Raw genomic sequence first — 23,796 nt, forward strand, 5'->3', positions numbered from 1 at the left:
ACTTCAAGCATTGAAGCGGCCCTATTTGTTTTCCTTACCTCTGCTTTTATCATATATCTTTGTAATTTTCAGCAATTATTCGATCTATGAAACTGAGCATTCACCCAACCGTATTATTCCGTACACCAAAGTTTCCTGTTCATGCAGCATTAAAAGATTGTTGGGACGAACTGAAAGCTGCTATAGCAATTTCATCTTCTGCCTTTTATGAAACCATTAAAGATGTGTCTGCAGAAGAATTAGATGGTTTGGATAGCAAGGTTTCCTTCACCATCTGGAAATATTTCAATCGCGCAAAATACCGCGCAACACCTTACGGCACATTTGCCAGTTTTGGTTTGATCGAAAATACATTTTCAAACGCGGAATCAGAGGTCAGGATTAAAAAAGAACAAATAGAACATACTTTCGCAGATTGGCCTTACAAAAATGATATTGTTTTTGATTTCAGTAAGGCTATAGCCAACAATTCAGTTCTTTTTAGCAATACCAGTTTTTATTATGTTGGCGACAACATCAGATACATTTCCTGCGCAAATGGAATGTTCGAGCTTTCTGAGATCGGTTTCCACGAACAGGTAGATCAAATATTGAAAGTGTGCAGCTCACCGATTCCAATTGCCTCGCTGATCGAAATATTAGAAATTCCGAATGATGAATTGGAAGATTTATATGCATTGCTGACCGATATGCATGAGTTGCAAATGCTCTTCACAGAATCTGATCCCAATATTATCGGAGAAGATTATTTTACAAGAATTGGAGCAGCGCAAACTTCCTTCAACAATAAGTATTACATTTCCGAACGTTCTTTTTTGTCGGGGCAAATTAACCAAAAACTTCTTCAGCATATACCTGCATTAATTTCAATTATGCACGGTTTTTTGCCAAAAGCCGAACGTAAAGGCTTAAAAACATTTGCTGATAAATTTACAAGTAAGTTTGAACAACAAGAAGTTCCATTGCTGGTTGCTTTAGATCCTGAGTTGGGCGTCGGTTATGAAAATTTGGAACAAGCTGGTTCTGGTGGAGATTTTGTGCAACAATTTATAGAGAAACAACCGAAAAAAAATCAGCTTGATTTAAAGTCGATTCTTAAGGATCATCTAAACCATGCCTCGTTTAAACGTGACGAAACAATTCATTTAAATAAACTGCCACTGAATTTTCAGCCAACTGAGGTGGCCTTGCCCAATACGTTCAATATGCTAATGTCTGTTATTGACGATTGCATTAAAATTGAATCGATAGGCGGGGCAACAGCAAATAGTTTGATGGGGCGTTTCAGTTTGGCCAGCCAAGCTGTAGAACAGTATTGCAAAGAGAATGCGCGGTTTGAAAGTGACGCGAATCCGGATGTATTCTTTTTTGATGTTGCCTATATGGTCGAAAATTCTGTTGACAATGTCAACAGAAGAAAAAACATTTATGCCCACCAGTTGTCTATCCTGAATTTAGATACTTCAGAAAATCCACTTTCATTTGAGGATATTCTGGTTTCCGTAGTGAACGGTAGAATTGTTTTGCGTTCTAAAAAGCTAAACAAAAGATTGGTTCCGCGCATGGCATCTGCATATAATTATACCCGTTCGGATTTATCGGTGTTTAGGTTGCTGTGCGATTTACAGCATCAGGAATTACAAACTGCTCTTTCGTTTTCATTAGATACGGTTTTTGAGGATTTGGATTATTATCCGCGTTTGCAATTTCACAACATCATTCTAAACTTTCAAAAGTGGAAAATTAGAAAAGTTGATTTTCTTGCTCCAAAATCTAAAGAGCTTGAATTGGAGATGTGTATGCAAAAGCTAAATGAAATAGGAGTGAGCCAGTATTTTAAAACCGGAAACGGTGATCAAACATTATGTTTTAATCAAAAAAGTGAATGGGATATGCGGTGTTTTCTTGAATTTCTGAGCAAAAAAGGGGAGATGCTGTTAGAGGAAGTTGTGATGCCAGAGAAAAGTTTAGTTATTGATGAACATGATGCACAATATCTTTCTCAGTTTATCCTGAACTTAAATCATAACCAACAGATTTTTAAAGCTGCCAGAAAGGATGAAAATACAATCTCCGTTAAACGCAGTTTTCTGCCTGGTTCAGAATGGATATACTTTGAGATATTTTGCCATCAACATCGCGCAGATCAAATTTTGATAGAACGAATTGCTTTGTTTTTACAGGAAGAGACACCACATATTGAAAAGTGGTTTTTTATTCGTTATAATGAAAACGGGAATCATCTGCGATTCAGGATTCTGGTGAAAGATTTGAGTGTTGTACAAAAATTGACCCAATCTTTATTGAAAAACCTTTCCGGAAATATTGAGAAAGGTTTGATCTCTGATATACAAATTCGAACGTACAAAAGAGAAATCGAGCGGTATGGTGCAGATTTGATTGAGTTTCTTGAAGGTCATTTTAGCTACGATAGCAACTTCGTTTTAACCTTACTGCAAACCGGTGCAAATGATTTTCAAAAATACAGTATTTGCCGTGTGCTTGTTCTACAAATTATCAAGTCAAAGATTTTTCAGGTTGATTCTTTAATTAAATTAATAGGAAAAATTTCCGATAATTTTAATAAAGAACACCATTTAGAACCTGCTGACTTTAAGAAACTCAATATAGAATACGTGGAGTTTGCAAAGTTTGAAGATCTAATATTAAATGAAGATCAGCGTAAGGCCATTGTTCCTTTCTTTCAATCTTTTTACCAAGCATTGCAAATGTGCAGTGAAGACCGCCGGTCCAGGTTATTTGGAGATTTAATCCATATGCATATAAACCGCCTGTTTAACAGCAACCAGCGTACACATGAAATGATTATCTATTATTTTATTTTTAAAGATCTTCAGCGCAAGAAAGCTACGGGTTTGTTAACGGTTTAAATTTAATAATGGGTTGTTAATCTGTACTTTAATTTCTGTAATGTAACGGTTGGAGGGATCTTTAAAATAATCGAAGGTTGCATCATCACCATAAAATGTATGCAGTCGTTTTGATACATTTTCGATGCCGACATGATGACTGTCGGTGCTTTTACTTGCAACTTCATTGACCATGTTAATGGTGTAAACATTAAGATTGCTGCCTGTATAAGTTATTTTTACTAACGCTTCTTGAGCAGAATGAGATATATTTCCATGTTTAAACATATTTTCAACCAGTGTCAGTAAGATTAAAGGAGGAAAGCGCACACCAAATAGGTCTCCATTAACAGTTAGTTTCATATTAATAGTATTACCTGTCCTTAGGCGATGGAGGTTTATCAAGTGTTCAATTTGTTCAACTTCTTCACTTAAAGGCACCATTTCTGCCGCTTCAGGTCGTTTTAAGGCATATCGCATCATCTCAGAAAGATTCATAATGGCATCCGCAGCCATTGGAGCCTTCTTTCTGGCATCATTATAGATAAAATTCAACGTGTTAAATAAGAAATGGGGATTAATTTGGCTGCGCAGATAATTGTTTTGCGATTCAACCAGATCATTTTCCAATGCCTGTTTTTCTAATTGGGTAACAAGTCCCTGACGTTCAAGTTCTTCTATCTTTTTTCTTTCTTCAAATGATTTAATAATATAAACGTAACCTGTAGAGAAACCGATGAAATACAGCGCTCTGTAAATACAGGCGAAAACAAATTCGAGATTCAAAGTAACACGAGTTACTGTAAGCGGAAACAAAAGATTCAAAGCATATCGTATAAACAGAAAAAGCAGAATATAACCGAGTATTTCACATATAGTGATAATGGTAATCAACAGCGTTCTACCTATAGAAAATCTCTTTTTCAAGGTTTTACGGAATAAAAAAGCATGAACATAAAAAACACAAATATTCATGATGTAGGGTACGATGTAGCTTATAGGTTTATTGAAGTTATTGTCCATAAAACCAACAATAACTACTTCGTAGATTATAAAAATACACCATGTGAAAAGATGTATTTTATACTTGTTATAAAATTTAGAAAGAATCATTTTTTTTATTTTACAAATCAAATTAAAGATTTGTCTGCTAAAAAGCCCTGTTTGGTGTAAAAAAATATCTGCGATAGTAAAATCTATGCAACTTTGGTCAACAAATCAATAATCAGAATAAGTACAAAAGACATTTAAATTTATATATCATGAGAGCTAAATTGACAAAAAAAACCGTTTTCGTTTATAAAACTACAAGCAACCAGAATTTCGTTGATATTTTTCAATTAGGCAATGAGACAGGGCTTCCACAAGGAACATCTCTAGTACTTACTGGTATGTAATTTTTGCTCTACTGTCCTCGACTAGATTTCAGTAAACTACCTTGTACATATGTGAAGAATGCATCTTTGTAACCTTCACCAATTTGTATCATTTCATTATTATTAAGCCGGATAATATTTCCATCTACCTTTTTGATTGCTGATTTAGCAACAATGTTAGATTTATTTACCCGAATAAATTGATGGTTTTCTAAAGCCTTTTCAATTTCTTTCAAGGTAAGATATGTAGTGTGGGTTTCGCTCTTAGTAATAATCTGAATATAATTCTGCAATGCTTTGATGTAAAGTATTTCATCAATTGCAATGTTTGAAAATGCGTACTTATGATCTCCCTTAATATAAAGTGCCGAAATCTGTTCGGTCTCTTTAGGAGCAGAAGCCGCTGCCGCCTCCTTTTTTAGAATTCTGTCTATTCCTAAAGCAAATTTCGCAAATGAAATTGGTTTTAGAAGATACTGGTCAGACTGTACGTCAAATGCCTGTAGCGCATAGTCGGGATGTGCAGTCGTAAATACAAGATATTTTGCTTTTTCGCGAATGTTTTTGGCTAATTCCAATCCATTTATTCCAGGCATATCAATGTCCATAAACAGGATGTCAATCTCGTCTTCAATACTAATTTCTGTAAGCGCTTGTACCGGACTGGTAAATGTTTTAAAAATAGTAAGTCCCGGCATCTCTGAAATGTGATCCGTCAATACTTCGATTGCATGTTGCTCGTCATCGATAACAACGCATTTTAAATTCATGTTTTTATATTGATAAGTGTGTTTGGAATGAATTGACGCAAGTTAAATAAAAAGAATGACTTGAGTTACCGTCTACAAAAAAATGTTTTTGGTAGATTTTCATCTACTAAAATTGTGGTTTCGTGTAATAAAACGTGGGTGTTCGTGTAAAAAAATCACGGAATTCCGTTTCTTTTTCAATCTTTATACTGTTTGCCAAAAACAAATAATCAAGTCTTATTGTTACGACAATAGTTTGATGAAAACATCTACCTGCCCCGATTTGTGTAGCCTGGAAAAAGCAAAACAGGCCATACAAATGAGGGTTTAAAATTTACGGAACGAAAAACAAAAACTCTCTACACCAACTAAAAATTACCTGACGATGAAGCTCAACGATTACGAATATCTTTTGAATAAAATTTATCAAAATGGTGTTTATCAAGCCAGTGATATTGATGCCGATTTCTATAAGAAAATGCAGATGGAATACAAAAACCTGAATGTCGGTTCGCTTGGAGTGAACCAGATGGAAGGGGAATTTGCCTTCAGAAAATCTTTTCTTATCGTGCGTAATTATGTTCAAAAAGCCATTCAAGATGGTTTAAGAAATTTCAAATACACTATGAATGCTGCCGATATCAATAAATTATCTTATATGGTAGCATTATTAAATCGGAACTTCTTCGATAAAAGAGGTTTAGATCAGATCATCTCTACAGCAAATACAGTTTTCAGTCAGTATAACGTTAACTAAATATTTTTAGATATGGAACTTAAAGATGAAATCGGCCAGTTCGCCGCCAGAATTAAAAAGATGCTTCCACAGGTTCAGTCTGAAGATTTGACCCGTAATGCGTTGGTAATGCCATTTATCCAGATTCTAGGATTCGACCCATCTGAAGTTCAAACTGAGGCAGTTTTAGATTTTGGTGTGAAGAAAAGCAAGAAAGTAGATTATACCATTATGAAAGATGGTGAGCCAACTATCCTGGTAGAATGCAAACACCACGATGATAAATTGGATATTCATGATTCTCGTTTATCAAAATATTTCCGCAAAACTAAAGCGAAATATGGATTATTAACCAATGGACTGGAATATCGTTTTTATACAGAGAAAATGGTTCGCAGTAAGAAAAATCAAGAACCTGATTTTGAATTTAAAATCACAGATACTAAAGCGGCAACAATTGCAAAATTGATTGAAGAGCACAAAGATTATTTCAAAGTTGACCAAAAGGAAACTGAAGCATAAGACATCTTTCTAACCCAATATAAAGAAAGCCTTCAATTTTTAAATTGAAGGCTTTCTTGTTATAAAGCATTTTTATTTATTTTCCCCTTCAACAATTGCGAAGGGGAAATCTAAAGTTAAATTAGTTCTACACTTCTGCTTACAAATGCAGTTAGCTCTGCACCAGTAAGCATACCTTGCGCCAATAGTGCTAAATCAACAGCTTGCTTCGCCAATGTAGCTTGTTCGGCTTCATCAGCTTTTAAGATCTTACTGATCAGTTTGTGGTTTCCATTAATGGCAACTTTATAGTTATCTGGCATTTGGCCATAAAAACCCATTCCGCCACCCATTGCGGCCATTTCTTTCATCCTACGCATAAACTCGTCCATGGTAATGGTAACAGGTAATTCTTCGGGGTGAAGTGCTACAACCTCGACCTGCATTCCAGCTTTAGTTATCGCTTTTTCGAAAATTCCGGTTACTTCTTTTACCTGCTCATCATTTAGAATATGCTCATTTTGCTCTTCTTTTTCAATGAGCTTATCTACAACACTAGAATCAACACGTTTAATTGTTGTTTTTTCAAGTTTCTGTTCCAATTGGTTAATAAAGTGATTGTCAATTGGCGAGTCTAAAACCAAAACATCATAATCCTTTTTATTCGCAGATTGAATGAATGCATCTTGTTTAGCAACATCATTCGTATAGATATAGACTACGTTTCCATTTTTGTCGGTTTGAACTGGCGATACTTTGTCTTTGTATTCGGTTAAAGTAAAAAGCTCATTTTTAGTATTTCCAACAAGGGCAAAGTCTTTTGCTTTGTCGTAAAACTTCTCTTCGCTAATCATACCGTATTTTACAAATAAGCCAATATCTTTCCATTTGTCTTCAAAAGCTTTTCTGTCTTTATTAAACAATTCGGCCAATTTATCTGCAACTTTTTTAGTAATGTAGTTATTGATTTTTTTAACGTTACTATCGGCTTGCAAGAAGCTTCTAGATACGTTAAGTGGAATATCCGGTGAATCGATAACGCCATGCAACAGCATTAAAAATTCTGGTACAATGTCTTTAACTTCGTCTGTAATAAATACCTGACGGGAAAACAATTTAATTTTGTTGCGTTGCATCTCGAAATCGTTTTTCAATTTCGGGAAATATAAAACACCGGTTAAATTAAATGGATAATCTACATTTAGGTGAATCCAAAATAAGGGTTCTTCACTAAAAGGGTACAGTTCTCTGTAAAAATTCAAATAATCCTCGTCTGACAATTCTGCAGGCGCTTTAGTCCAGATCGGATGTGTGGTATTGATAATATTATCTACCTCAACATCTTTATATTTTTTCTTGCCTTCTTCATCTTCACCATCTTCAATACTCTCGTTTTTGACACCAAACTTAATTGGTACGGGTAAAAATTTCGCGTATTTATCTAAGATGCCTTGCAGTTTACTTTCTTCTAAAAATTCTTCAGAATCTTTATTTACATGTAAAATGATATCTGTACCGCGGGTAGTTCTTGTTCCTTCAGTAATTTCAAACGTTGTACTGCCATCGCAAACCCATCTTGCAGGCTCAGAACCATCCTGATAAGATAAGGTTTGAATTTCCACAAGATCTGCAACCATAAATGCAGAATAGAAACCTAATCCAAATTTACCGATAATCTCATTTGCATCTTTCGCATCTTTAAATTTCTCAACAAATTCACTCGCTCCGGAAAACGCAACCTGGTTGATGTATTTTTTAATTTCTTCGGCAGTCATCCCTAAACCATTATCACTAATGGTGATGGTTTTTGCCTCTTTGTCAACAGATACCTGAACGAGTGGATTTCCAACCTCTCCATTAAATTGACCCAGAGATCCTAATCTTTTGATTTTCTGTACGGCATCAACTGCGTTTGAAACCAACTCACGAAGAAAAATTTCGTTGTCTGAGTATAAAAACTTCTTAATTATCGGGAAGATATTTTCGGTGTGTATGGAGATATTTCCCTTTTCCTGTATGCTCATATATAAAAATGTTTAATCCGGTATAGTCTTAACAAGGTGCGTTCCAATTGCTTTTGTTTGACAAATTGACAGAATTGTTGGTGCTTTTAAGAAAATTGGGAAAAAGAAAAAGCCAGAATGTTAATTCTGGCTTTATATGCTTTAAGTTTTAGTTAGTTAACCAAAAAGCTGGGTTTATCTTCTTCCAGAGAAAGTATTTTTGTAATTTTCTTTAACAGTACATCCATTTGGAATGGTTTAGAAAGAAAATCGTCTTGTCCGTAGTTCAATGTTGTAAAATCTTTCGGATCATATAAGCCGGAGATTAAAAGAATTGGAATTTTTGCGGTGCTTTCTATGGATTTTAGCTGTTCGCAAAGTACTCTGCCATCAATATGGCCTAGAGAAATATCCAATAAAATTAAATCGGGATGAAAATTTTCTATACGGTTAAATACTTCTTCACCATCATTCAAGGCAGAAACCTTAAATCCCCCAATTTCCAATATCAATTGTATGGTTTCTAAAACCTCAATATCATCGTCAACTACCAGTATTTTCTTCATATTCGCGTGCAATTATATGCTGTTAAAATTTACAACAAAAAGGATGTGGTAAAGTTTACAATCTTAAGAATATTTTAACAATAAATTTACACCTCAGTTAAATATATCAAACTGACGTATTTTCAATATTTTCTTTTTGAATGATGTATTTAAAAAGGTCTTCTATAGGCTTTTGGAGAATTTTTCCGGCTTGGATTCCATTTGCCGCCAATACCGTACGCAATTCTTCCTGATAATAATATGCAATTGAGCCTACGAAATGGCAGGGAACATCGGTATATCTTGGATAATCTTTTACGTTGGTATCTATAAATTCCTGAAAACCTTTGGTCAGTATTTCCTGAATAAAAGGGTGAGATTTGTGGTTGGCCATAAATCGGCTAAAACCCGCTAAATAAATGTTGGGGAAAGGTTTCTGGTAAACGTTCGTGATGATGGATTCCTTTTCTGATGGGTAGGCTTTCTTAAATTCTGAAGCCAAATCAGACGGCATTTTTTTATACAGGTAGCTTAGCAGTACTTTTTTACCGAAAAAGGTGCCAGAACCTTCATCGCCCAGCACATATCCCAAACCATGATGGCCATCGTGAATTTTCTTTCCGTCAAAGTAACAGATGTTGGAACCCGTGCCCAATATACAGTTTAAACCTTCTGCGTTACCACATGTTGCATATACAGAACCTAAAAGATCGTGATCTACAGAAATGAAAGCATTTTTAAAAATTGCAGATAAACCGTTTGATACAACCTCATGTTTGTCTGGAGATGAACAACCTGCACCAAAAAAATAAATTTCTTTTACCTCATCTGCATATTGCAAAATCGTTTCATTTTTAGAAATCAGTTTACTAATATCCTGCTCACTTAAAAAATATGGGTTTATGCCTGGCGTATTAAAAGTAAGGGTTTCTCCATTGTGATAACCCATCCAATCCGTTTTTGATGAGCCACTATCTGCAACTAATATCATGGCTTTAAATATAAAAATTAATTGGATAAATTTATAGTACCACTGATTTCTTTTAACATAATTTCAGACAGTTTAGCTTGGTATTTCATCTCGATAAATCGATTTTGTGCATCAATTGCATTACGTTGTGCTTCTCTAAGTTCTAAGGGTGCAATGCTGCCCAATTTGTACTTAGCCAGGGTTATATCGAGGTTGTCATTTGCAATATCTACATTCCTTTGCTCAAGCTTTACCAAATCAAGATAAGTTGCATAGTTTTGATAAGCAGTGAGCAGCTGTGCGTTAACATCCAGCTTAGTTTTACTCAGGTTTAACGTTGCATTATCAATATCAACCTTCGCATTGCGTTCTTGCTGGCGTTGTAAAAAACCGTTAAATATATTTAAGCTTGCTGTTACTCCATAGGTAAATCCATTTGCAGAATATTTCTGATTGAAACCAGTAGGTGTTGTACTATTTGATCTACTGTAACCAGAATTGAGGCTTACAGACGGATATCTTGCGCCTTTAACCGATTTTAAATTGAGCTGCGCCACTTTTTGATTGATGAATGCATTCTGTACATTTGGATTTTGTTTTTGAGCCAAATCTGTCAATTCTGTAAGCAGCAAACCTGTATTTACATCCAACACTTCGCTCACTGAAAAAGGGATGCCAATGTCTCTGACCATTAGCTGGTTAAGGCGAACTTTTGCAACTTGCAATGAATTTTTTACCTGGAGAAAGTTTGATGTATCGGTATTGTAATCAACTTGCGCGGTTAGTACATCAAGTTTAGAACCTTTTCCCAGCTGAAGCTTTGTTTTTGCAATGGTTGTTCGCAGTACGGAGACATCCATTGCACTATCTGCGGCGATAAGCAATTGTTGTTGGCGTACAACATCATAATAGGCGGCAATAACATCAGAAACGGTTGTCATAATCGCAAGTTGGGCATTTACTTCGCCCTGTTTTTGTAATTCCTGCAATCTGTCATAATTTGCAAACATGCTAAAACCGTCAAAGATTGTCCAATTCAGGTCTACCCCGTAACTCTGGTTGTTGCTTCGCGCTCCGCGGATTACGCGATCATCGCCAATAGCGGGCGTTTGTCTCGTATTCTGTCGGCTGCCTCCGTAAGAGTAGTTTCCTTCTAAAACCGGAAGCATGCCTGCATTGCCAATATTAGCATTGTTCTCTGCAATTTTGGTGTTGTTTTTGCTGATTTTGATGTCGTAGTTGTTTTTCAATGCTAGGCCAATTGCCTCTCGTAAATCCAGGCGTTCTTGTGCCGATACGCTTAATGCCGACAAGCAAAGCAGCAGGAATATTTTAAATTTCATTTCCATTTTATTCAGCGTTTTCCATGGCTTCTTTCTCAAAACGTGCGGCATCTTTCAATTGTGCATTTGGCTTGTAAGGTTTAGCCCAGTATGAGTAAATTGCAGGAATAACAAATAGGGTTAAGATTAACGAAAACAATGTTCCGCCGACGATTACGGTTCCCATACTCATTCTACTTTTTGCTGCAGCACCCAACGCCAGTGCAATTGGTAGGGCGCCAATCGCGATAGCCAAACTCGTCATTAAAATTGGACGCAAACGGGAAACAGAGGCTTCGCGGATTGCTTCGGGAATTGCAATGCCTTTTTCTTTTAACTGGTTGGCAAATTCTACAATCAAAATGCCGTTTTTCGTTACCAATCCAATAAGCATAATGGTTCCAATCTGACTGAAAATATTCCAGCTTTGGCCACACAACCATAACGATAAAAATGCACCTGCAACAGCCATCGGTACAGTTAATATGATGATAATAGGGTCTTTAAAACTTTCAAACTGAGCGGAAAGAATAAGATAAACCAGTAAAAGTGCCAAACCAAAAGCGAAAAACGTATTGGAAGAACTTTCTTTGAAATCTCTCGATTCGCCACTTAAATCTGTTGAAAAAGTTTCATCAAGAACTTTTTTAGAAATCGCATCCATCGCGTCTATACCCTCACCAATACTTTTACCTGGCGCCAATCCGGCAGATACAGTTGCCGCGATAAAACGGTTGTTTCTGTATAACTGCGGCGGGCTGCTTTCTTCTTTTGCTGTAACCACATTATCCAGCTGAATCAATTCGCCTTTGTTATTTCGTACATAAGCCGAACTTAAATCAAGCGGCGCTTTTCGATCGCTTCGGTCAAACTGTCCAATTACCTGATATTGTTTTCCATTCATAAAGAAATAGGCAAAACGTTGACCGCTTAAACCTAGATTTAAGGTTTGGGCAATATCTGCGATAGACACACCGAGATTTTTTGCTTTTTCGCGATCGATGGTCAAATTGATTTCTGGTTTATTGAATTTCAGGTTGACATCCGATACCGTAAAGGTTGGATCTTTTGCCACCTCATCCATAAACAAAGGAACTTTTTCGCGCAGTTTTTCAAAATTCTGTGCCTGTATAATATAACTAATTGGTAAACCACCGCGCCGCCCAACAGATATTGTTGGTTGTTGGCTCACAATGGTTTTTGCTTCGGTATACTTTTTTGTAATTTTTGTTAAGGCGTCTGCAATTTCTTTTTGAGACCGCTCGCGCTGATCGGGTTCTACAAGTCCCATTCTGACCAAACCAGAATTTACTGATCCTGAACCGCCAAAACTTGGCGAAGTAATAGTGATATTCACATTTTTCTCGGGAACAGAATCAATAACCAATTGATTCAACTTCATTATAAATTTATCGGTTGATGTAAACGAAGTTCCTTCTGGCAGCGTTGCATTTATATTTATTGCACTTCTGTCATCGTAAGGTGCGGTTTCTTTAGGTAAAAGCTTCCAGAATAAGAAAATCAAGCCCATACAAACCACAATAATCGGAATGGAGAGCCAGCGTTTTTGAAGAAATTTATTGAGGTTTTCTGCGTAAGAATCGTTCAGTTTTACGAAATAAGGTTCTGTCCAATTGTAGAATTTGGAAGGTTTGTGTCCGCCTTTTTTCATCAGATATGCATTTAACATCGGCGTAAGTGTTAACGATACAAATGCAGAAATTAGAACGGCTGCGCCAATTACAATCCCAAACTCGCGGAATAAACGGCCAACAAAGCCTTGTAAAAAGATAACGGGCAAAAATACTGCTGCCAATGTAATAGAAATGGAAATAACGGCGAAAAAGATTTCGTTTGAACCTTTAATTGCCGCTTCAAAAGGTGTCATTCCTTCTTCTACTTTTTTGAAAATATTTTCGGTCACTACAATTCCATCATCAACAACCAATCCTGTGGCCAATACAATTGCTAGTAAACTGAGCACATTAATAGAGAAACCAAAGGCATACATAATAAAAAACGTAAAAACCAAAGAAACCGGAATATCAATTAACGGCCTGAAAGCGATTGCCCAATCTCTAAAAAAGAGGTAAATAATTAAAATTACCAATACTAAAGAAAGGCCTATCGTTTCAGCCACTTCGGTTACAGATCGTTTTATAAATAAAGTATTGTCCAAAGCAACTTTTAACTGGATGTCTTTGGGCATATCGGCTTTCAGTTTGTCAAACCTGTTGTAAAATTCTTTACTAATATCAAGATAGTTTGCGCCTGGCTGAGGGATAATTGCTACGGCAACCATCGGTTTTCCAGATTCGCGCAACACTGTTTCTTCATTTTCTGAACCGATTACGGCATAACCAACATCTTTCAGCTTCACAACCTGGTTGCTGTCGGTTTTAAGAATCAGATTGTTAAATTCATCTTCGCTGGATAATTTTCCTAGTGTTTTAACCGTAAGTTCTGTTGTTTCGCCGGTTATTTTTCCCGATGGAAGTTCTACGTTTTCATTGTCTAAAGCGGTAACAATATCTTGTGCTGTTAAACCATATGCACTTAATTTATTCGGATCCATCCAAATGCGCATAGAATACTTTCTTTGTCCCTGAATCTGTACACTGCTCACACCCGGAATTGTTTGTATCCTATCTGCAATTACATTTTCTGCAAAGTCAGATAGCTGCATTGTATTGCGCTTATCGCTTTGAATTGTCATCGATAAAATGGCATCAGAGTTTGCATCGGCTTTGCTTACAATTGGCAAACCATCAATATCCCGCGGAAGCGTACGCGCGGCTTGAGAAACTTTATCACGCACATCGTTCGCAGCTTCTTCAATATTTTTATCGAGGTTAAATTCTATGGTAATATTGCTTGCACCTTGATTGCTGGATGAAGAAATATTTCGGATTCCATCTATTGCATTTATCGATTTTTCGAGTGGTTCTGTAATCTGAGATTCGATAATATCCGCATTTGCACCGGGATAAGATGTACGTACAGAAACAACTGTCGGGTCGATAGAAGGATATTCCCGCACACCCAGAAAATTATAGCCAATAATCCCGAAAAGAACGATGAGCAGGTTCATTACAATGGCTAAAACCGGCCGTTTTATACTCGTGGTTGAAATGCTCATAATTAGTCTTTATCCAATTGTACTTTAACCGGACTACCTTTTTTTAGCGACATAGAACCCGATGTTAAAACGGTATCGCCAATTTTTAGTCCGGATGTAATCACGATGTTTTCATCCGTTCGCGTTCCCGCCTGGACCATAACTTCTTCCGCTTTTCCATTCTTCTGGATGTATACCATTTTGCCCTTCAATACCGGAACAATAGCTTCATTAGGAACAAGAATTGCATCCTCTACACTACTTAAAGCCAGTTTTATGGTGGCGAAAGCACCCGGTAAAAGCGATTGATTTTCGTTTGGCGCAAGCGCACGAATTTGTAATGTGCGGGTTGCTGTATTTATTCCAGGTTCAATCGCATATACTTTGCCAATGTTTATTTTAGCAGAACCATCCGTCGTAAACGAAATTTCTGAACCTATTTTTACTTGTCCGGCATACTTTTCAGGGATAGAAAACGTGATTTTGACCGGATTGGTACTCACCACGTTGGCAATTACGGTATTTGGAGTTAAATAAGTGCCCTCAGAAATGCTGCGTAAACCAACACGCCCAGAAAATGGTGCACGGATGGTAGTTTTCGCCAATTGAGCGCGGATTAATTGAGATTGTGCCTGTAAAGATTTCAGATCTGCAAGTGCGATATCATATTCTTCCTGACTGATCGCGCCTTTTGCCAACAATTGTTTTGCACGACTTTCATTAGTAGATGATAATTTTTGTTTGGTCAAAGCATCTTCCAATTGTGCCTGTATATCTCTGTCGTTCACCTTCACGAGTGTACTGCCTTTGCTCACCGTAGACCCTTCTTTAAAGAAAATGCCTGTAACCAAACCAGAAACCTCGCTGCGCAGTACTACAGATTCATTTGCTTCAATTGCACCACTTATTTCGAGGTTTGTATCGAACCTGGTTGACTTAACAACAATGCCGTCTACAACCATTGCAGAACCACCTTTATTGTCTTTTCCACCTTTGCCAGATGCAGCGCCACCGCCGTTGCCAGATACCTTTTTATTTTCGCTGATTCTGTAATAAACAAGATATGCCAGGCCAAGGGCAAGCACAATGTATACGATATACCTTTTTTTCATGTGTCAGGGAATAACTATCCGTTGTAATAGTTTTGATTAGATTTTCCGAATAGTTTGTAAAAATATTCAATTCTATTGTCGTTAAACCGTTGTATTAAGGATGTTACAGCACATCTTACTGAATGTTACAATGTCAGAAGTTTGTTATCAATCACTGGCAATATGCAGAAGTTACCCTTGCTCACAACTATTTTACAGCCATTTTTTTGAATTTAATTTTTATCCGACCCGATTAAATATATTTTTGTGGCAAAACAACTCAAGTATGTTTAATAAAAAAGCAATTTTAAGTTTAGTTGTATTACTAACAGCGGTTATGGCGGCAAAATCTCAGGTAAAAATAGGATTTGAGGTATCATTTACAGAACCACAGGCACATTACGCCGAGGTGCAAATGGATATTTCTGGATTAACAAAGGAATATGTAGATGTGAAAATGCCGGTTTGGACACCGGGCTCTTATTTGATACGTGAATTTGAAAAAAGTGTTGAAGAATTTAAAGCAACTGCATCGGGCAAAACCCTGCGTGTAGAAAAAGTTAGAAAAAATGCCTGGAGAATTTTTACCAATAAGGCGGCTAGCGTTAAAATAAACTATCGGGTTTATGCTTTTGAAATCTCTGTACGTACCCCTTTTATTGATGAATCACATGCATTTCTTTCGCCAACAGGCATTTTTATGCATCCCGATGGGATGATCAAATCGCCAAGTACGGTAAAAATAATTCCTTTCAGTACATGGAGTAAAGTTTCTACAGGTTTAACACCTGTAGCTGGCAAACCGTTTACCTACCAGGCAACAGATTTTGATATTCTGTATGATAGCCCGATTGAGGTTGGTAATCAAGATGTTTTTGAATTTATGGCGGCTGGCGTACGGCATGAAGTTGCCATGTACGGCGGTGGCAATTACGATAAAGAAAAATTAAAAGTGGATATGGCCAAGATTGTTGAAGAGCCAACAGCAGTTTATGGTGAGAATCCGAACAAACACTACGTATTTATTGTACACAACTTTAATCGTGGAGGCGGCGGTTTAGAACATTTAAACTCTACAACTTTAGGCGCTTCAAGAAATGCTTATAATACGGAGAGTGGTTATAAGGGCTTTTTGGCATTGGTTGCACATGAATATCATCACTTATGGAATGTGAAACGATTGCGTCCGGTAGCTTTAGGCCCATTTGATTATGATAATGAAAATTACACCACAAACTTATGGGTTGCAGAAGGTTTTACTTCTTATTATGAAAATAAATACATGCACAGAGCGGGCTTTAATGATGCCAATATTTTTGTAAATGATCTTGCTGGTGCAATCGGAACGGTTGTAAATACACCCGGAGCTAAATACCAGTCTGCTGCTTCAGCAAGTTATGATGCCTGGATTATTGGTTACCGACCTAATGAAAATTCAAAAAATAATTCCATTTCCTATTATAATAAAGGAGAGGTTGTTGGAATTTTGATGGATCTGGAAATTATCAATGCTACAAAAGGCATGAAAAGTTTGGATGATGTAATGAAAGCAATGTATCTGCAATGTAAAACCTTAAAACGCGGATATACTGATGCAGAATTTAAAGCGATGGTTGAGAAGGTTTCTGGAATCAGTTTTACTGATTTCTGGGCAAAATACGTTAATGGTGTGCATGATGTTGAATACGAAAAATATTTCGCCTATGCTGGTGTCAACGTAGTAACCGAGAATGCTACTCCGGGTAAACCTGTAAGCGGTGTAAACGGGCAGCTAACAAACAACGGAACAATTTCTGTAAGCTCAATTTTAAGAAATTCTGCGGCTTGGGTTGCTGGTTTAAATGTGAATGATGAAATTCTTTCTTTAGATGGTGTTACGGTGAATGATGCGTTGACAAACATTCGTTTAAAAAGCCCGGTATTATCACTGGAAACCTTGCCCTTAGTTGCACAGAAAAATATTGGCGATGTGCTAAAATTAAAAATCAAACGCGATGGATTGGAAAAGGAAATCAATTTAACTTTGAAAGAAAACCCGAACGTAAGATTAAAGGTTGCCATAAATGAAAATGCAACAGCAGCACAAAAAGCAGTTTTTGCAAAATGGACTGGTAAATAATTGAAAAAACTGAGCCATAAAAAATCCCGAAAGATATATCTTTCGGGATTTTTTATGCTATAAATTTTTGAATTATAGTGTGAATTTGAATCCGAAACCGAAACGACCAGCAGCAAAATCGCTGTCATTATCGCCAATATAGATGGTTGGTCTCCAATCAAACGCAAATGCAATTGGCGCACCAGGGATTTTAAAATCTAAACCAGTCATTGGTTTTAAAGCGAAAGTGGTGTTGTTGTATCCGTTAAAGCTAAAGAAGTTTAATGATGGACCACCACCAACAAACCATTTTAGACCAGAAGCGCCTTTAATGTTGCCATGATATTGATAAAAAGCATTAATGGTAGTTAGGTGAGAGCCAAATAAAACCTCTGCTTGTCCAGCATCATTTGCGGTAAAAAAGTGTTTAACAGATGGGCCAACTAACGTAGTTCCATCGCCAAAATCTAAGCCAAGGCCAAGCGCAGTTTTATAATTCTGTGCCTTAACAGCAGTTGTGCTCAATGCGAATAATGCCACGCAACCAAAAATTTTAAGGAATGATTTTTTCATAATAAGATTTTTAATGTTTTTAAAATTATTACCTCCTAAGCAACTATAATGCCGAAGATGTTTTTTACATAAAAGTAACAGGACGTAAAAAACAATGCTTGCATAGTAATGTTGTTATTGGTAAGTTTATTCCCATCAATAAGTCTGGAGAAGTTTGAGGAGAAAAAAAACGGTAAAAATATTTGATTTAAGCCGTATAAATCTCAAATCTTTAGGTTTGTTTTTTTAACTTAACCAAATATATCTAATCTTATGGCTGCAGAAATTAAAAGGGTTTTTGACCTCTTAAAATATAGCATGGAACGCCCACAACAACAATTCATCAACGGAAAGGTGAATGGAAAGTGGATAAATTATAGTACAGAAGCATTTTGTGAAGCTGTTGATAATTTAAGTCGTGGATTAATCAAATCTGGTGTTGCAAGAGAAAGTCGTGTTGGCGTAATGTCGCACAATAGGCCAGAATGGAACATTTCAGATTTTGCAATCAGCCAGATTGGTGCGTATCAAATCCCTCTATATCCAACACTTGCTGAGCATGATATAGAGTTCATTCTTAAAGACGCGGATATATCTTTCATATTCGTAGCCGATGAGGAGTTGTATAAAAAAATCAAACCTTGTGCAGAAAAGGTAAACTCAGAAATCAAGATTTATTCATTTAATGAAATCGCTGGTATAGAACATTGGTTGAAGTTGGTAGAACTAGGGAAAGGTGCTACAGACATTAATCTTGATGCTTTACGAAATGAAGTGCAGCCAGATGATATCCTTACCTTAATATATACGTCTGGCACAACAGGTACACCTAAAGGCGTAATGTTAACCCACAATAATCTCGTTTGTAATTTTGTAAAATCATCCGTTGTTATTCCGGAAGGACTGGCAAAAGGTTTAAGTTTCTTGCCTTTATCGCATATTTTCGAAAGGATGATTATTTATCTGTATCTCTTCAATCGAACTGCGGTGTACTATGCAGAAAGTATGGATACTATTGTTGCCGATATACAATCTGTTAAACCAAATGCTTTTTCTACAGTTCCGCGTTTGCTGGAGAAAGTGTATGATAAGATTATGGAAAAAGGCAAAGCACTTACCGGTGTTAAAAAAGCAATTTTCTTTTGGTCTGTAGCGCTTGCAGAGAAGTATACAACAGATGCCGGTTGGTGGTACAATTTTAAGCTCGGCATAGCCCGCAAGCTTGTCTTTAAAAAATGGCAAGAAGCACTTGGCGGTGAAATTGTTGTAATCGTATCCGGAGGTGCAGCACTAAATCCACGTTTGGCCAGAATATTTTGGGCAGCGGGAATGCCGGTTTTTGAAGGTTATGGTTTAACAGAAACTTCTCCCGTAATTACGGTTAACCATTTTGGAGGTACGATGTTTGGCACCGTTGGAGAAGTAATAGAAGGAGCTGAAGTGAAAATTGCTCAGGATGGAGAAGTATTGACGCGCGGGCATCAAGTAATGAAAGGATATTATAACCGCCCGGATTTAACAGCAGAAGCGATTGATAAAGATGGATGGTTCCATACCGGAGATATTGGTGAACTGGTAGATAATCGGTTTTTACGCATAACTGATCGGAAGAAAGAAATGTTCAAAACTGCCGGAGGTAAGTATGTAGCTCCGCAAATTTTGGAAAATAAATACAAGGAATCTATCTTTATAGAACAGATTATGATTTTGGGTGAAAATCGAAAATTTCCATCAGCGCTAATTGTTCCGAATTTCGAGACACTGAAAAGTTGGGCGGCCAAAAAAGGAATCTCATCATCAAGCAACGAAGAGCTGATAAAAAATGATCAGGTTTTAGCAAAGTTTGATGAAGTTATCCGTGCAGCAAGTACCGAATTTGGCAAATGGGAACAGGTAAAACGTTTCGCACTTTTACCAAAAGAATGGAGTATTGATGGAGGAGAACTTACTCCAAAACTCAGTTTGAAACGTAAGATAATTTTAGAGAAAAATAACGAAATCATAGAAAAAATCTATAAGGATGCCGAAAACTATAAAGCCACTGAATAAGTTTAGAAAAATATCTGTTTACCTTTTGTCGGCGGTAATCTTTGCAGGTTGTGCCAGCGGGCAATTGGGTAAAAATAATAGTGGCGAATATAGAAATGGGATGGTTGTTTCTGCCCATCCTGAAGCATCACAGGTTGGTATAAATATTCTTAAAAAAGGCGGCAACGCGATAGATGCTGCTGTAGCTGTACAATTTGCTTTAGCGGTAGTATACCCAAATGCGGGCAATATTGGCGGTGGTGGTTTTATGGTTTATCGGGCTGCCTCCGGCGAAATAAATACACTCGATTACAGAGAGAAAGCTGCACAAGCATCATCAAGAGATATGTATTTAGATACTTTGGGCAACCCGATTGTTGATAAAAGTCTTTATGGGCATCTCGCCGCAGGCGTTCCGGGAAGTGTTGATGGAATGGTAGAGGCGCACAAAAAATATGGTAAACTAAAATGGTCTGATGTATTGCAGCCAGCTATAGAACTGGCAGAAAATGGTTTCAAAATTACCGCTCGCCAGGCTGCAGAATTAAATAGTCTACACCGTAAATTCATGGATTTTAATCCTGACGGAACCGCCTTTGTAAATCTGGAACACACTTGGGCAGCAAATGATTTACTGGTTCAAAAAGAACTTGCCAACACACTAAAAAATATTCAAGAAAAAGGCCGAGCTGGTTTTTACGAAGGTACAGTGGCTGATGCTATTATTGCTGAAATGAAACGCGGAAAGGGATTGATCACAAAAGAAGACCTTTCTAATTATCATGCAAAGTGGCGTCCGCCTGTTACGGGCAACTACCGTGGATATAAAATGATCACAATGCCACCAACATCAAGCGGAGGAATTGCTTTAATCCAATTGTTACAATCTGTAGAACCTTACCCGTTAAAACGCTGGGGCTACAATACAGATTCTACTATCCAGGTAATAGTAGAAGCAGAGCGTCGTGTATATGCCGATCGGGCAACTCACCTTGGCGATCCTGATTTCTATAATGTTCCACAAAATGAATTGCTCAATCCGAGTTACAACAAACAACGAATGGGGAATTTCAGCTTTGCGCGGGCAACGCCAAGCAGTGCAGTTCTTGCCGGAGATATCAAAGGCAAAGAGCATGAAGAGACTACTCATTTTTCTATAGTAGATAAATCGGGCAATGCAGTTTCGATAACGACGACGCTAAATGGATCCTATGGTTCGTTAGTTGCCGTAAAAGGCGCAGGCTTTTTACTGAACAATGAAATGGATGATTTTTCTGTAAAACCCGGTGCCCCAAATATGTATGGTTTAGTAGGCGGAGAAGCTAATGCAATTGCGCCGAATAAAAGGATGCTCAGTTCTATGACGCCAACAATTGTGGAAAAAGATGGTAAGTTGTTTATGGTTGTTGGTACACCCGGCGGATCAACAATTATCACTTCTGTTTTTCAAACCATTATCAACGTAATTGATTTTGATATGGGTATGCAGCAGGCGGTTGCCGCCAAAAAGTTTCATCACCAGTGGTTGCCAGACGAAGTGTATGTGGAAAAGGACGCAATTGACACAATAACACTGCATAAGCTGGAAGTTAAAGGATATAAAATCAAAAACAGATCTGCTATTGGAAGGGTAGACGCCATACTCCGGACAAAGTGGGGTTTTTATCAAGGTGGAGCAGATCCAAGAGGCGACGATCAGGCCATTGGGTATTAATTGTTAATAAATATTTTTTAGAATAAACAATTTTGGTATGCGCATTGTCTTAATAGGCTAAACGCTTATTCTGTTAATCTAAAAAGTATGAAAACAAAACTATTAGGAGCAATTCCGGCTGTTCTCGCTGGTATTTTAATGGGTTCAGTTGCACAGGCACAGGAATCCACACCAACAACATCATCCACAACTTTCCGTACCTGGTCTATAGGTGTTAATGCCGGAGCAATGACTGCGGTTTCTCCTCTGGGTGGAAAAAACGATTTCAGTAACAATAAAGCTGGTTTTGGTTATGGTTTGTACGTTAAAAAGCAATTTACACCTTATTTCTCTCTTCGTTTAGACGGAGTGCGTGGAAAACTTAAGGGAGACAATTCAGAGCCTTATGAAAGTGGCCTGGTAAGCAGTTCACCCGTTCGCGCATATGACACGCAGTTGTCTTACTCAGCAACTTTAAGTGCTGTTGTGAATATGTTTAATATAGACATGTTTAAAAAAGAAAACGTTCTTCAGATTTATGCTTCTGCGGGTGCGGGTTTGGCCGGTTATAAACCAACCATTACTACTGCTGCCGGTACTGCGCCGTTTGGCAATGGAAATAACATTAGCGAATTGGTAATTCCTGTAGGTTTAGGTGCGAAATTCAAAATTACCGATGCGGTAAACTTTGATTTGGGTTGGACTATTAATTACGTAGATGGAGATAACCTTGATGGTTATTACAAAGCAGGTAACGATAAATTCAATTACGCATATGCTGGTTTAGAATTTGCTTTGGGTAAAGGTAAACAATTGGCTTACCACAATCCAGTTGCCTTGACGTATGACGAAGCCGTTAAAGCAAGACAAACAGCTGATGCTTTAAAATCTGATCTTGACGCTCAAAAAGCAGAAAATGCGAAATTGCGTGAAGAAATGTCTGATTTGTTGAAAGATACAGATGGAGATGGGGTTGCAGATAAATTAGATAAATGTCCGGGTACACCAGCAGGAACAGTTGTAGACGGTTCTGGCTGTCCATTAAAAGTACCTGCACCAGTTGTAGAAAAAGTAATCATCACAGACGAAGATCGTAAAGTTGTAAACGAAGCCATTAAAAATCTTGAGTTTGATTTAGGCAAAGCAACTATCCGTTCAAAATCATTTACATCACTTAACCGTGTTGCTGCGTTATTGATTCAGAAAAACTTTAGCTTGAAATTGGCTGGTCACACAGATAACACAGGCTCAAAAGAATTGAATCTGCGTTTATCTAAAGAAAGAGCAGAATCGGTTAAAGCATATTTAGTTTCTCAAGGTGCAAATGCATCAAGAATTGAAGCTACAGGTTATGGAATGGGACAACCAATTGCAACAAATAAAACTGCAGCTGGCCGTCAGAAAAACCGTCGTGTAGAGTTCACTTTATATTAATAGAAATATAAAAAAGTATGGAAGCGCCCAGATTACGATCTGGGCGCTTTTTTTTGTTCAAAAATGTAATATAGAGTGCAAAATGTGTTGATGTTGCCATTTATCAAAAGGCGGAAATAATTGACAATTTTTTGAAATTTCTGCTTGCATTAACAAAATACATTCATTAGCTTTGTTATGCAAGCATAATAATTTTAGCCAAATGAAACATCAGACCCTAGATTATCATATCAAATTCGCCTGGCAAAATATTTTTAATAAATACAACCAAATGGCCTCAAGTTTTGGGATTACCCAAGCCATAGGTTATATGCTGATTAACATAGATGATGAAGAAGGGACGGCTGTTTCAAACCTGGCCGGACTTCTCGGTGTTAAAGCAACAAGTTTATCCCGAATGTTAAATAATATGGAAGAAATGAGCCTGATTTACAGGCAGACTTCTGTTGGTGACAAAAGATCTGTGAAGGTTTTTCTAAGCGATTTTGGAAAAGAAAAAAAACAATTGGCAAAAGGCGTAGTTCGTAAATTCAATGAATACCTTGATGAGCATTTTACCAAAAAAGAAAAAGAAACATTTATTGGGCTGTTAATTAAGCTGAATGATGTAACGATGGCGTATACCATCGATTAATATGAGGTTACAGTAAGGACTTTTAAAAACCAAGTATAAGTGTCCTTACATCACTTAAAACGAAAAATATATTCTG

At 37.1% G+C, this 23,796-nt stretch carries 17 protein-coding genes; 8 read left to right on the forward strand and 9 right to left on the reverse strand.

Annotation, left to right across the window (positions count from 1 at the left end; translation table 11 throughout):
• The first annotated feature begins 86 nt into the window (after nt 1-86).
• The gene (locus ACJVDH_RS01785) at nt 87-2,891 is read left to right on the forward strand and encodes a thiopeptide-type bacteriocin biosynthesis protein (protein WP_443945862.1); all 2,805 of its coding nucleotides are present in this window, start codon (nt 87-89) and stop codon (nt 2,889-2,891) included.
• Here ACJVDH_RS01785 and ACJVDH_RS01790 read toward each other — a convergent pair.
• On the reverse strand, nt 2,880-3,797 hold the full coding sequence (locus tag ACJVDH_RS01790; RefSeq protein ID WP_443945863.1) for a sensor histidine kinase: 918 nt from the start codon (nt 3,795-3,797) through the stop codon (nt 2,880-2,882). The two genes, ACJVDH_RS01785 and ACJVDH_RS01790, sit on opposite strands and share 12 nt — an antisense overlap.
• Before the next feature lie 478 nt (nt 3,798-4,275).
• Nucleotides 4,276-5,016: a LytR/AlgR family response regulator transcription factor gene (locus ACJVDH_RS01795; RefSeq protein ID WP_443945864.1), complete on the reverse strand. Its 741-nt coding sequence runs from the start codon at nt 5,014-5,016 to the stop codon at nt 4,276-4,278.
• A 364-nt stretch (nt 5,017-5,380) separates the two neighbouring features.
• Here ACJVDH_RS01795 and ACJVDH_RS01800 point away from each other — a divergent pair, with 364 nt between their 5' ends.
• Nucleotides 5,381-5,752, forward strand: a complete 372-nt coding sequence (locus ACJVDH_RS01800; protein ID WP_443945865.1) for a hypothetical protein — start codon at nt 5,381-5,383, stop codon at nt 5,750-5,752.
• A gap of 12 nt (nt 5,753-5,764) precedes the next feature.
• A complete protein-coding gene (locus ACJVDH_RS01805) occupies nt 5,765-6,253 on the forward strand; it encodes a type I restriction enzyme HsdR N-terminal domain-containing protein (protein WP_443945866.1) in 489 nt (162 codons plus the stop codon).
• Nucleotides 6,254-6,369: 116 nt separating this feature from the next.
• Here the strand turns inward: ACJVDH_RS01805 and htpG are convergent, their stop codons facing one another.
• The 6 genes from htpG to ACJVDH_RS01835 form a co-directional block, all read right to left on the reverse strand.
• On the reverse strand, nt 6,370-8,256 hold the full coding sequence (htpG, locus tag ACJVDH_RS01810; RefSeq protein WP_443945867.1) for a molecular chaperone HtpG: 1,887 nt from the start codon (nt 8,254-8,256) through the stop codon (nt 6,370-6,372).
• Between the two features lie 152 nt (nt 8,257-8,408).
• On the reverse strand, nt 8,409-8,801 hold the full coding sequence (locus tag ACJVDH_RS01815) for a response regulator (RefSeq protein ID WP_443945868.1): 393 nt from the start codon (nt 8,799-8,801) through the stop codon (nt 8,409-8,411).
• Between the two features lie 106 nt (nt 8,802-8,907).
• Nucleotides 8,908-9,771: an N-acetylglucosamine kinase gene (locus ACJVDH_RS01820; RefSeq protein ID WP_443945869.1), complete on the reverse strand. Its 864-nt coding sequence runs from the start codon at nt 9,769-9,771 to the stop codon at nt 8,908-8,910.
• A gap of 17 nt (nt 9,772-9,788) precedes the next feature.
• Nucleotides 9,789-11,093, reverse strand: coding sequence for a TolC family protein (locus tag ACJVDH_RS01825; protein ID WP_443945870.1), 1,305 nt, complete (start codon nt 11,091-11,093; stop codon nt 9,789-9,791).
• A gap of 7 nt (nt 11,094-11,100) precedes the next feature.
• Nucleotides 11,101-14,211 carry an efflux RND transporter permease subunit gene (locus ACJVDH_RS01830; RefSeq protein ID WP_443945871.1) on the reverse strand — a complete coding sequence of 1,037 codons (3,111 nt, stop codon included), beginning with the start codon at nt 14,209-14,211 and terminating at the stop codon, nt 11,101-11,103.
• 2 nt (nt 14,212-14,213) lie between these two features.
• Complete coding sequence (locus ACJVDH_RS01835; protein WP_443945872.1) at nt 14,214-15,302, reverse strand: efflux RND transporter periplasmic adaptor subunit; 1,089 nt, start codon at nt 15,300-15,302, stop codon at nt 14,214-14,216.
• A 265-nt stretch (nt 15,303-15,567) separates the two neighbouring features.
• On the opposite strand from ACJVDH_RS01835, the gene ACJVDH_RS01840 reads away from it, so the two are divergent.
• On the forward strand, nt 15,568-17,400 hold the full coding sequence (locus ACJVDH_RS01840; protein ID WP_443945873.1) for a M61 family metallopeptidase: 1,833 nt from the start codon (nt 15,568-15,570) through the stop codon (nt 17,398-17,400).
• A 72-nt stretch (nt 17,401-17,472) separates the two neighbouring features.
• On the opposite strand, the gene ACJVDH_RS01845 is transcribed toward ACJVDH_RS01840, so the two are convergent.
• Nucleotides 17,473-17,952, reverse strand: a complete 480-nt coding sequence (locus ACJVDH_RS01845; protein WP_443945874.1) for a hypothetical protein — start codon at nt 17,950-17,952, stop codon at nt 17,473-17,475.
• Nucleotides 17,953-18,204: 252 nt separating this feature from the next.
• Here ACJVDH_RS01845 and ACJVDH_RS01850 point away from each other — a divergent pair, with 252 nt between their 5' ends.
• The 4 genes from ACJVDH_RS01850 to ACJVDH_RS01865 all read left to right on the forward strand — a co-directional run bounded on the left by ACJVDH_RS01850 (nt 18,205) and on the right by ACJVDH_RS01865 (nt 23,720).
• Nucleotides 18,205-19,980, forward strand: coding sequence for an AMP-dependent synthetase/ligase (locus ACJVDH_RS01850; protein WP_443945875.1), 1,776 nt, complete (start codon nt 18,205-18,207; stop codon nt 19,978-19,980).
• Nucleotides 19,952-21,673: a gamma-glutamyltransferase gene (gene ggt, locus ACJVDH_RS01855; RefSeq protein ID WP_443945876.1), complete on the forward strand. Its 1,722-nt coding sequence runs from the start codon at nt 19,952-19,954 to the stop codon at nt 21,671-21,673. Before ACJVDH_RS01850 ends, ggt begins: the two co-directional genes overlap by 29 nt.
• An 87-nt stretch (nt 21,674-21,760) precedes the next feature.
• A complete protein-coding gene (locus ACJVDH_RS01860; RefSeq protein ID WP_443945877.1) occupies nt 21,761-23,086 on the forward strand; it encodes a DUF6089 family protein in 1,326 nt (441 codons plus the stop codon).
• A 202-nt stretch (nt 23,087-23,288) separates the two neighbouring features.
• Nucleotides 23,289-23,720 (forward strand): MarR family winged helix-turn-helix transcriptional regulator, encoded by a 432-nt coding sequence (locus tag ACJVDH_RS01865; protein ID WP_443945878.1) that lies wholly within the window; start codon nt 23,289-23,291, stop codon nt 23,718-23,720.
• Nucleotides 23,721-23,796: the final 76 nt, after the last annotated feature.

This window comes from Pedobacter terrestris, from assembly GCF_052343045.1.
In the GTDB taxonomy this organism is placed as follows: domain Bacteria; phylum Bacteroidota; class Bacteroidia; order Sphingobacteriales; family Sphingobacteriaceae; genus Pedobacter.

Bases quoted from the DNA above. Each gene is read 5' to 3' on its own strand.
- ACJVDH_RS01825 (WP_443945870.1), bottom strand. From the start codon at position 11,093: ATGAAATTTAAAATATTCCTGCTGCTTTGCTTGTCGGCATTAAGCGTA.
- ACJVDH_RS01805 (WP_443945866.1), top strand. From the start codon at position 5,765: ATGGAACTTAAAGATGAAATCGGCCAGTTCGCCGCCAGAATTAAAAAG.
- ACJVDH_RS01845 (WP_443945874.1), bottom strand. From the start codon at position 17,952: ATGAAAAAATCATTCCTTAAAATTTTTGGTTGCGTGGCATTATTCGCA.
- ACJVDH_RS01865 (WP_443945878.1), top strand. From the start codon at position 23,289: ATGAAACATCAGACCCTAGATTATCATATCAAATTCGCCTGGCAAAAT.
- htpG (WP_443945867.1), bottom strand. From the start codon at position 8,256: ATGAGCATACAGGAAAAGGGAAATATCTCCATACACACCGAAAATATC.
- ACJVDH_RS01795 (WP_443945864.1), bottom strand. From the start codon at position 5,016: ATGAATTTAAAATGCGTTGTTATCGATGACGAGCAACATGCAATCGAA.
- ACJVDH_RS01835 (WP_443945872.1), bottom strand. From the start codon at position 15,302: ATGAAAAAAAGGTATATCGTATACATTGTGCTTGCCCTTGGCCTGGCA.
- ACJVDH_RS01840 (WP_443945873.1), top strand. From the start codon at position 15,568: ATGTTTAATAAAAAAGCAATTTTAAGTTTAGTTGTATTACTAACAGCG.
- ACJVDH_RS01800 (WP_443945865.1), top strand. From the start codon at position 5,381: ATGAAGCTCAACGATTACGAATATCTTTTGAATAAAATTTATCAAAAT.
- ACJVDH_RS01830 (WP_443945871.1), bottom strand. From the start codon at position 14,211: ATGAGCATTTCAACCACGAGTATAAAACGGCCGGTTTTAGCCATTGTA.
- ACJVDH_RS01815 (WP_443945868.1), bottom strand. From the start codon at position 8,801: ATGAAGAAAATACTGGTAGTTGACGATGATATTGAGGTTTTAGAAACC.
- ACJVDH_RS01860 (WP_443945877.1), top strand. From the start codon at position 21,761: ATGAAAACAAAACTATTAGGAGCAATTCCGGCTGTTCTCGCTGGTATT.
- ACJVDH_RS01850 (WP_443945875.1), top strand. From the start codon at position 18,205: ATGGCTGCAGAAATTAAAAGGGTTTTTGACCTCTTAAAATATAGCATG.
- ggt (WP_443945876.1), top strand. From the start codon at position 19,952: ATGCCGAAAACTATAAAGCCACTGAATAAGTTTAGAAAAATATCTGTT.
- ACJVDH_RS01820 (WP_443945869.1), bottom strand. From the start codon at position 9,771: ATGATATTAGTTGCAGATAGTGGCTCATCAAAAACGGATTGGATGGGT.
- ACJVDH_RS01785 (WP_443945862.1), top strand. From the start codon at position 87: ATGAAACTGAGCATTCACCCAACCGTATTATTCCGTACACCAAAGTTT.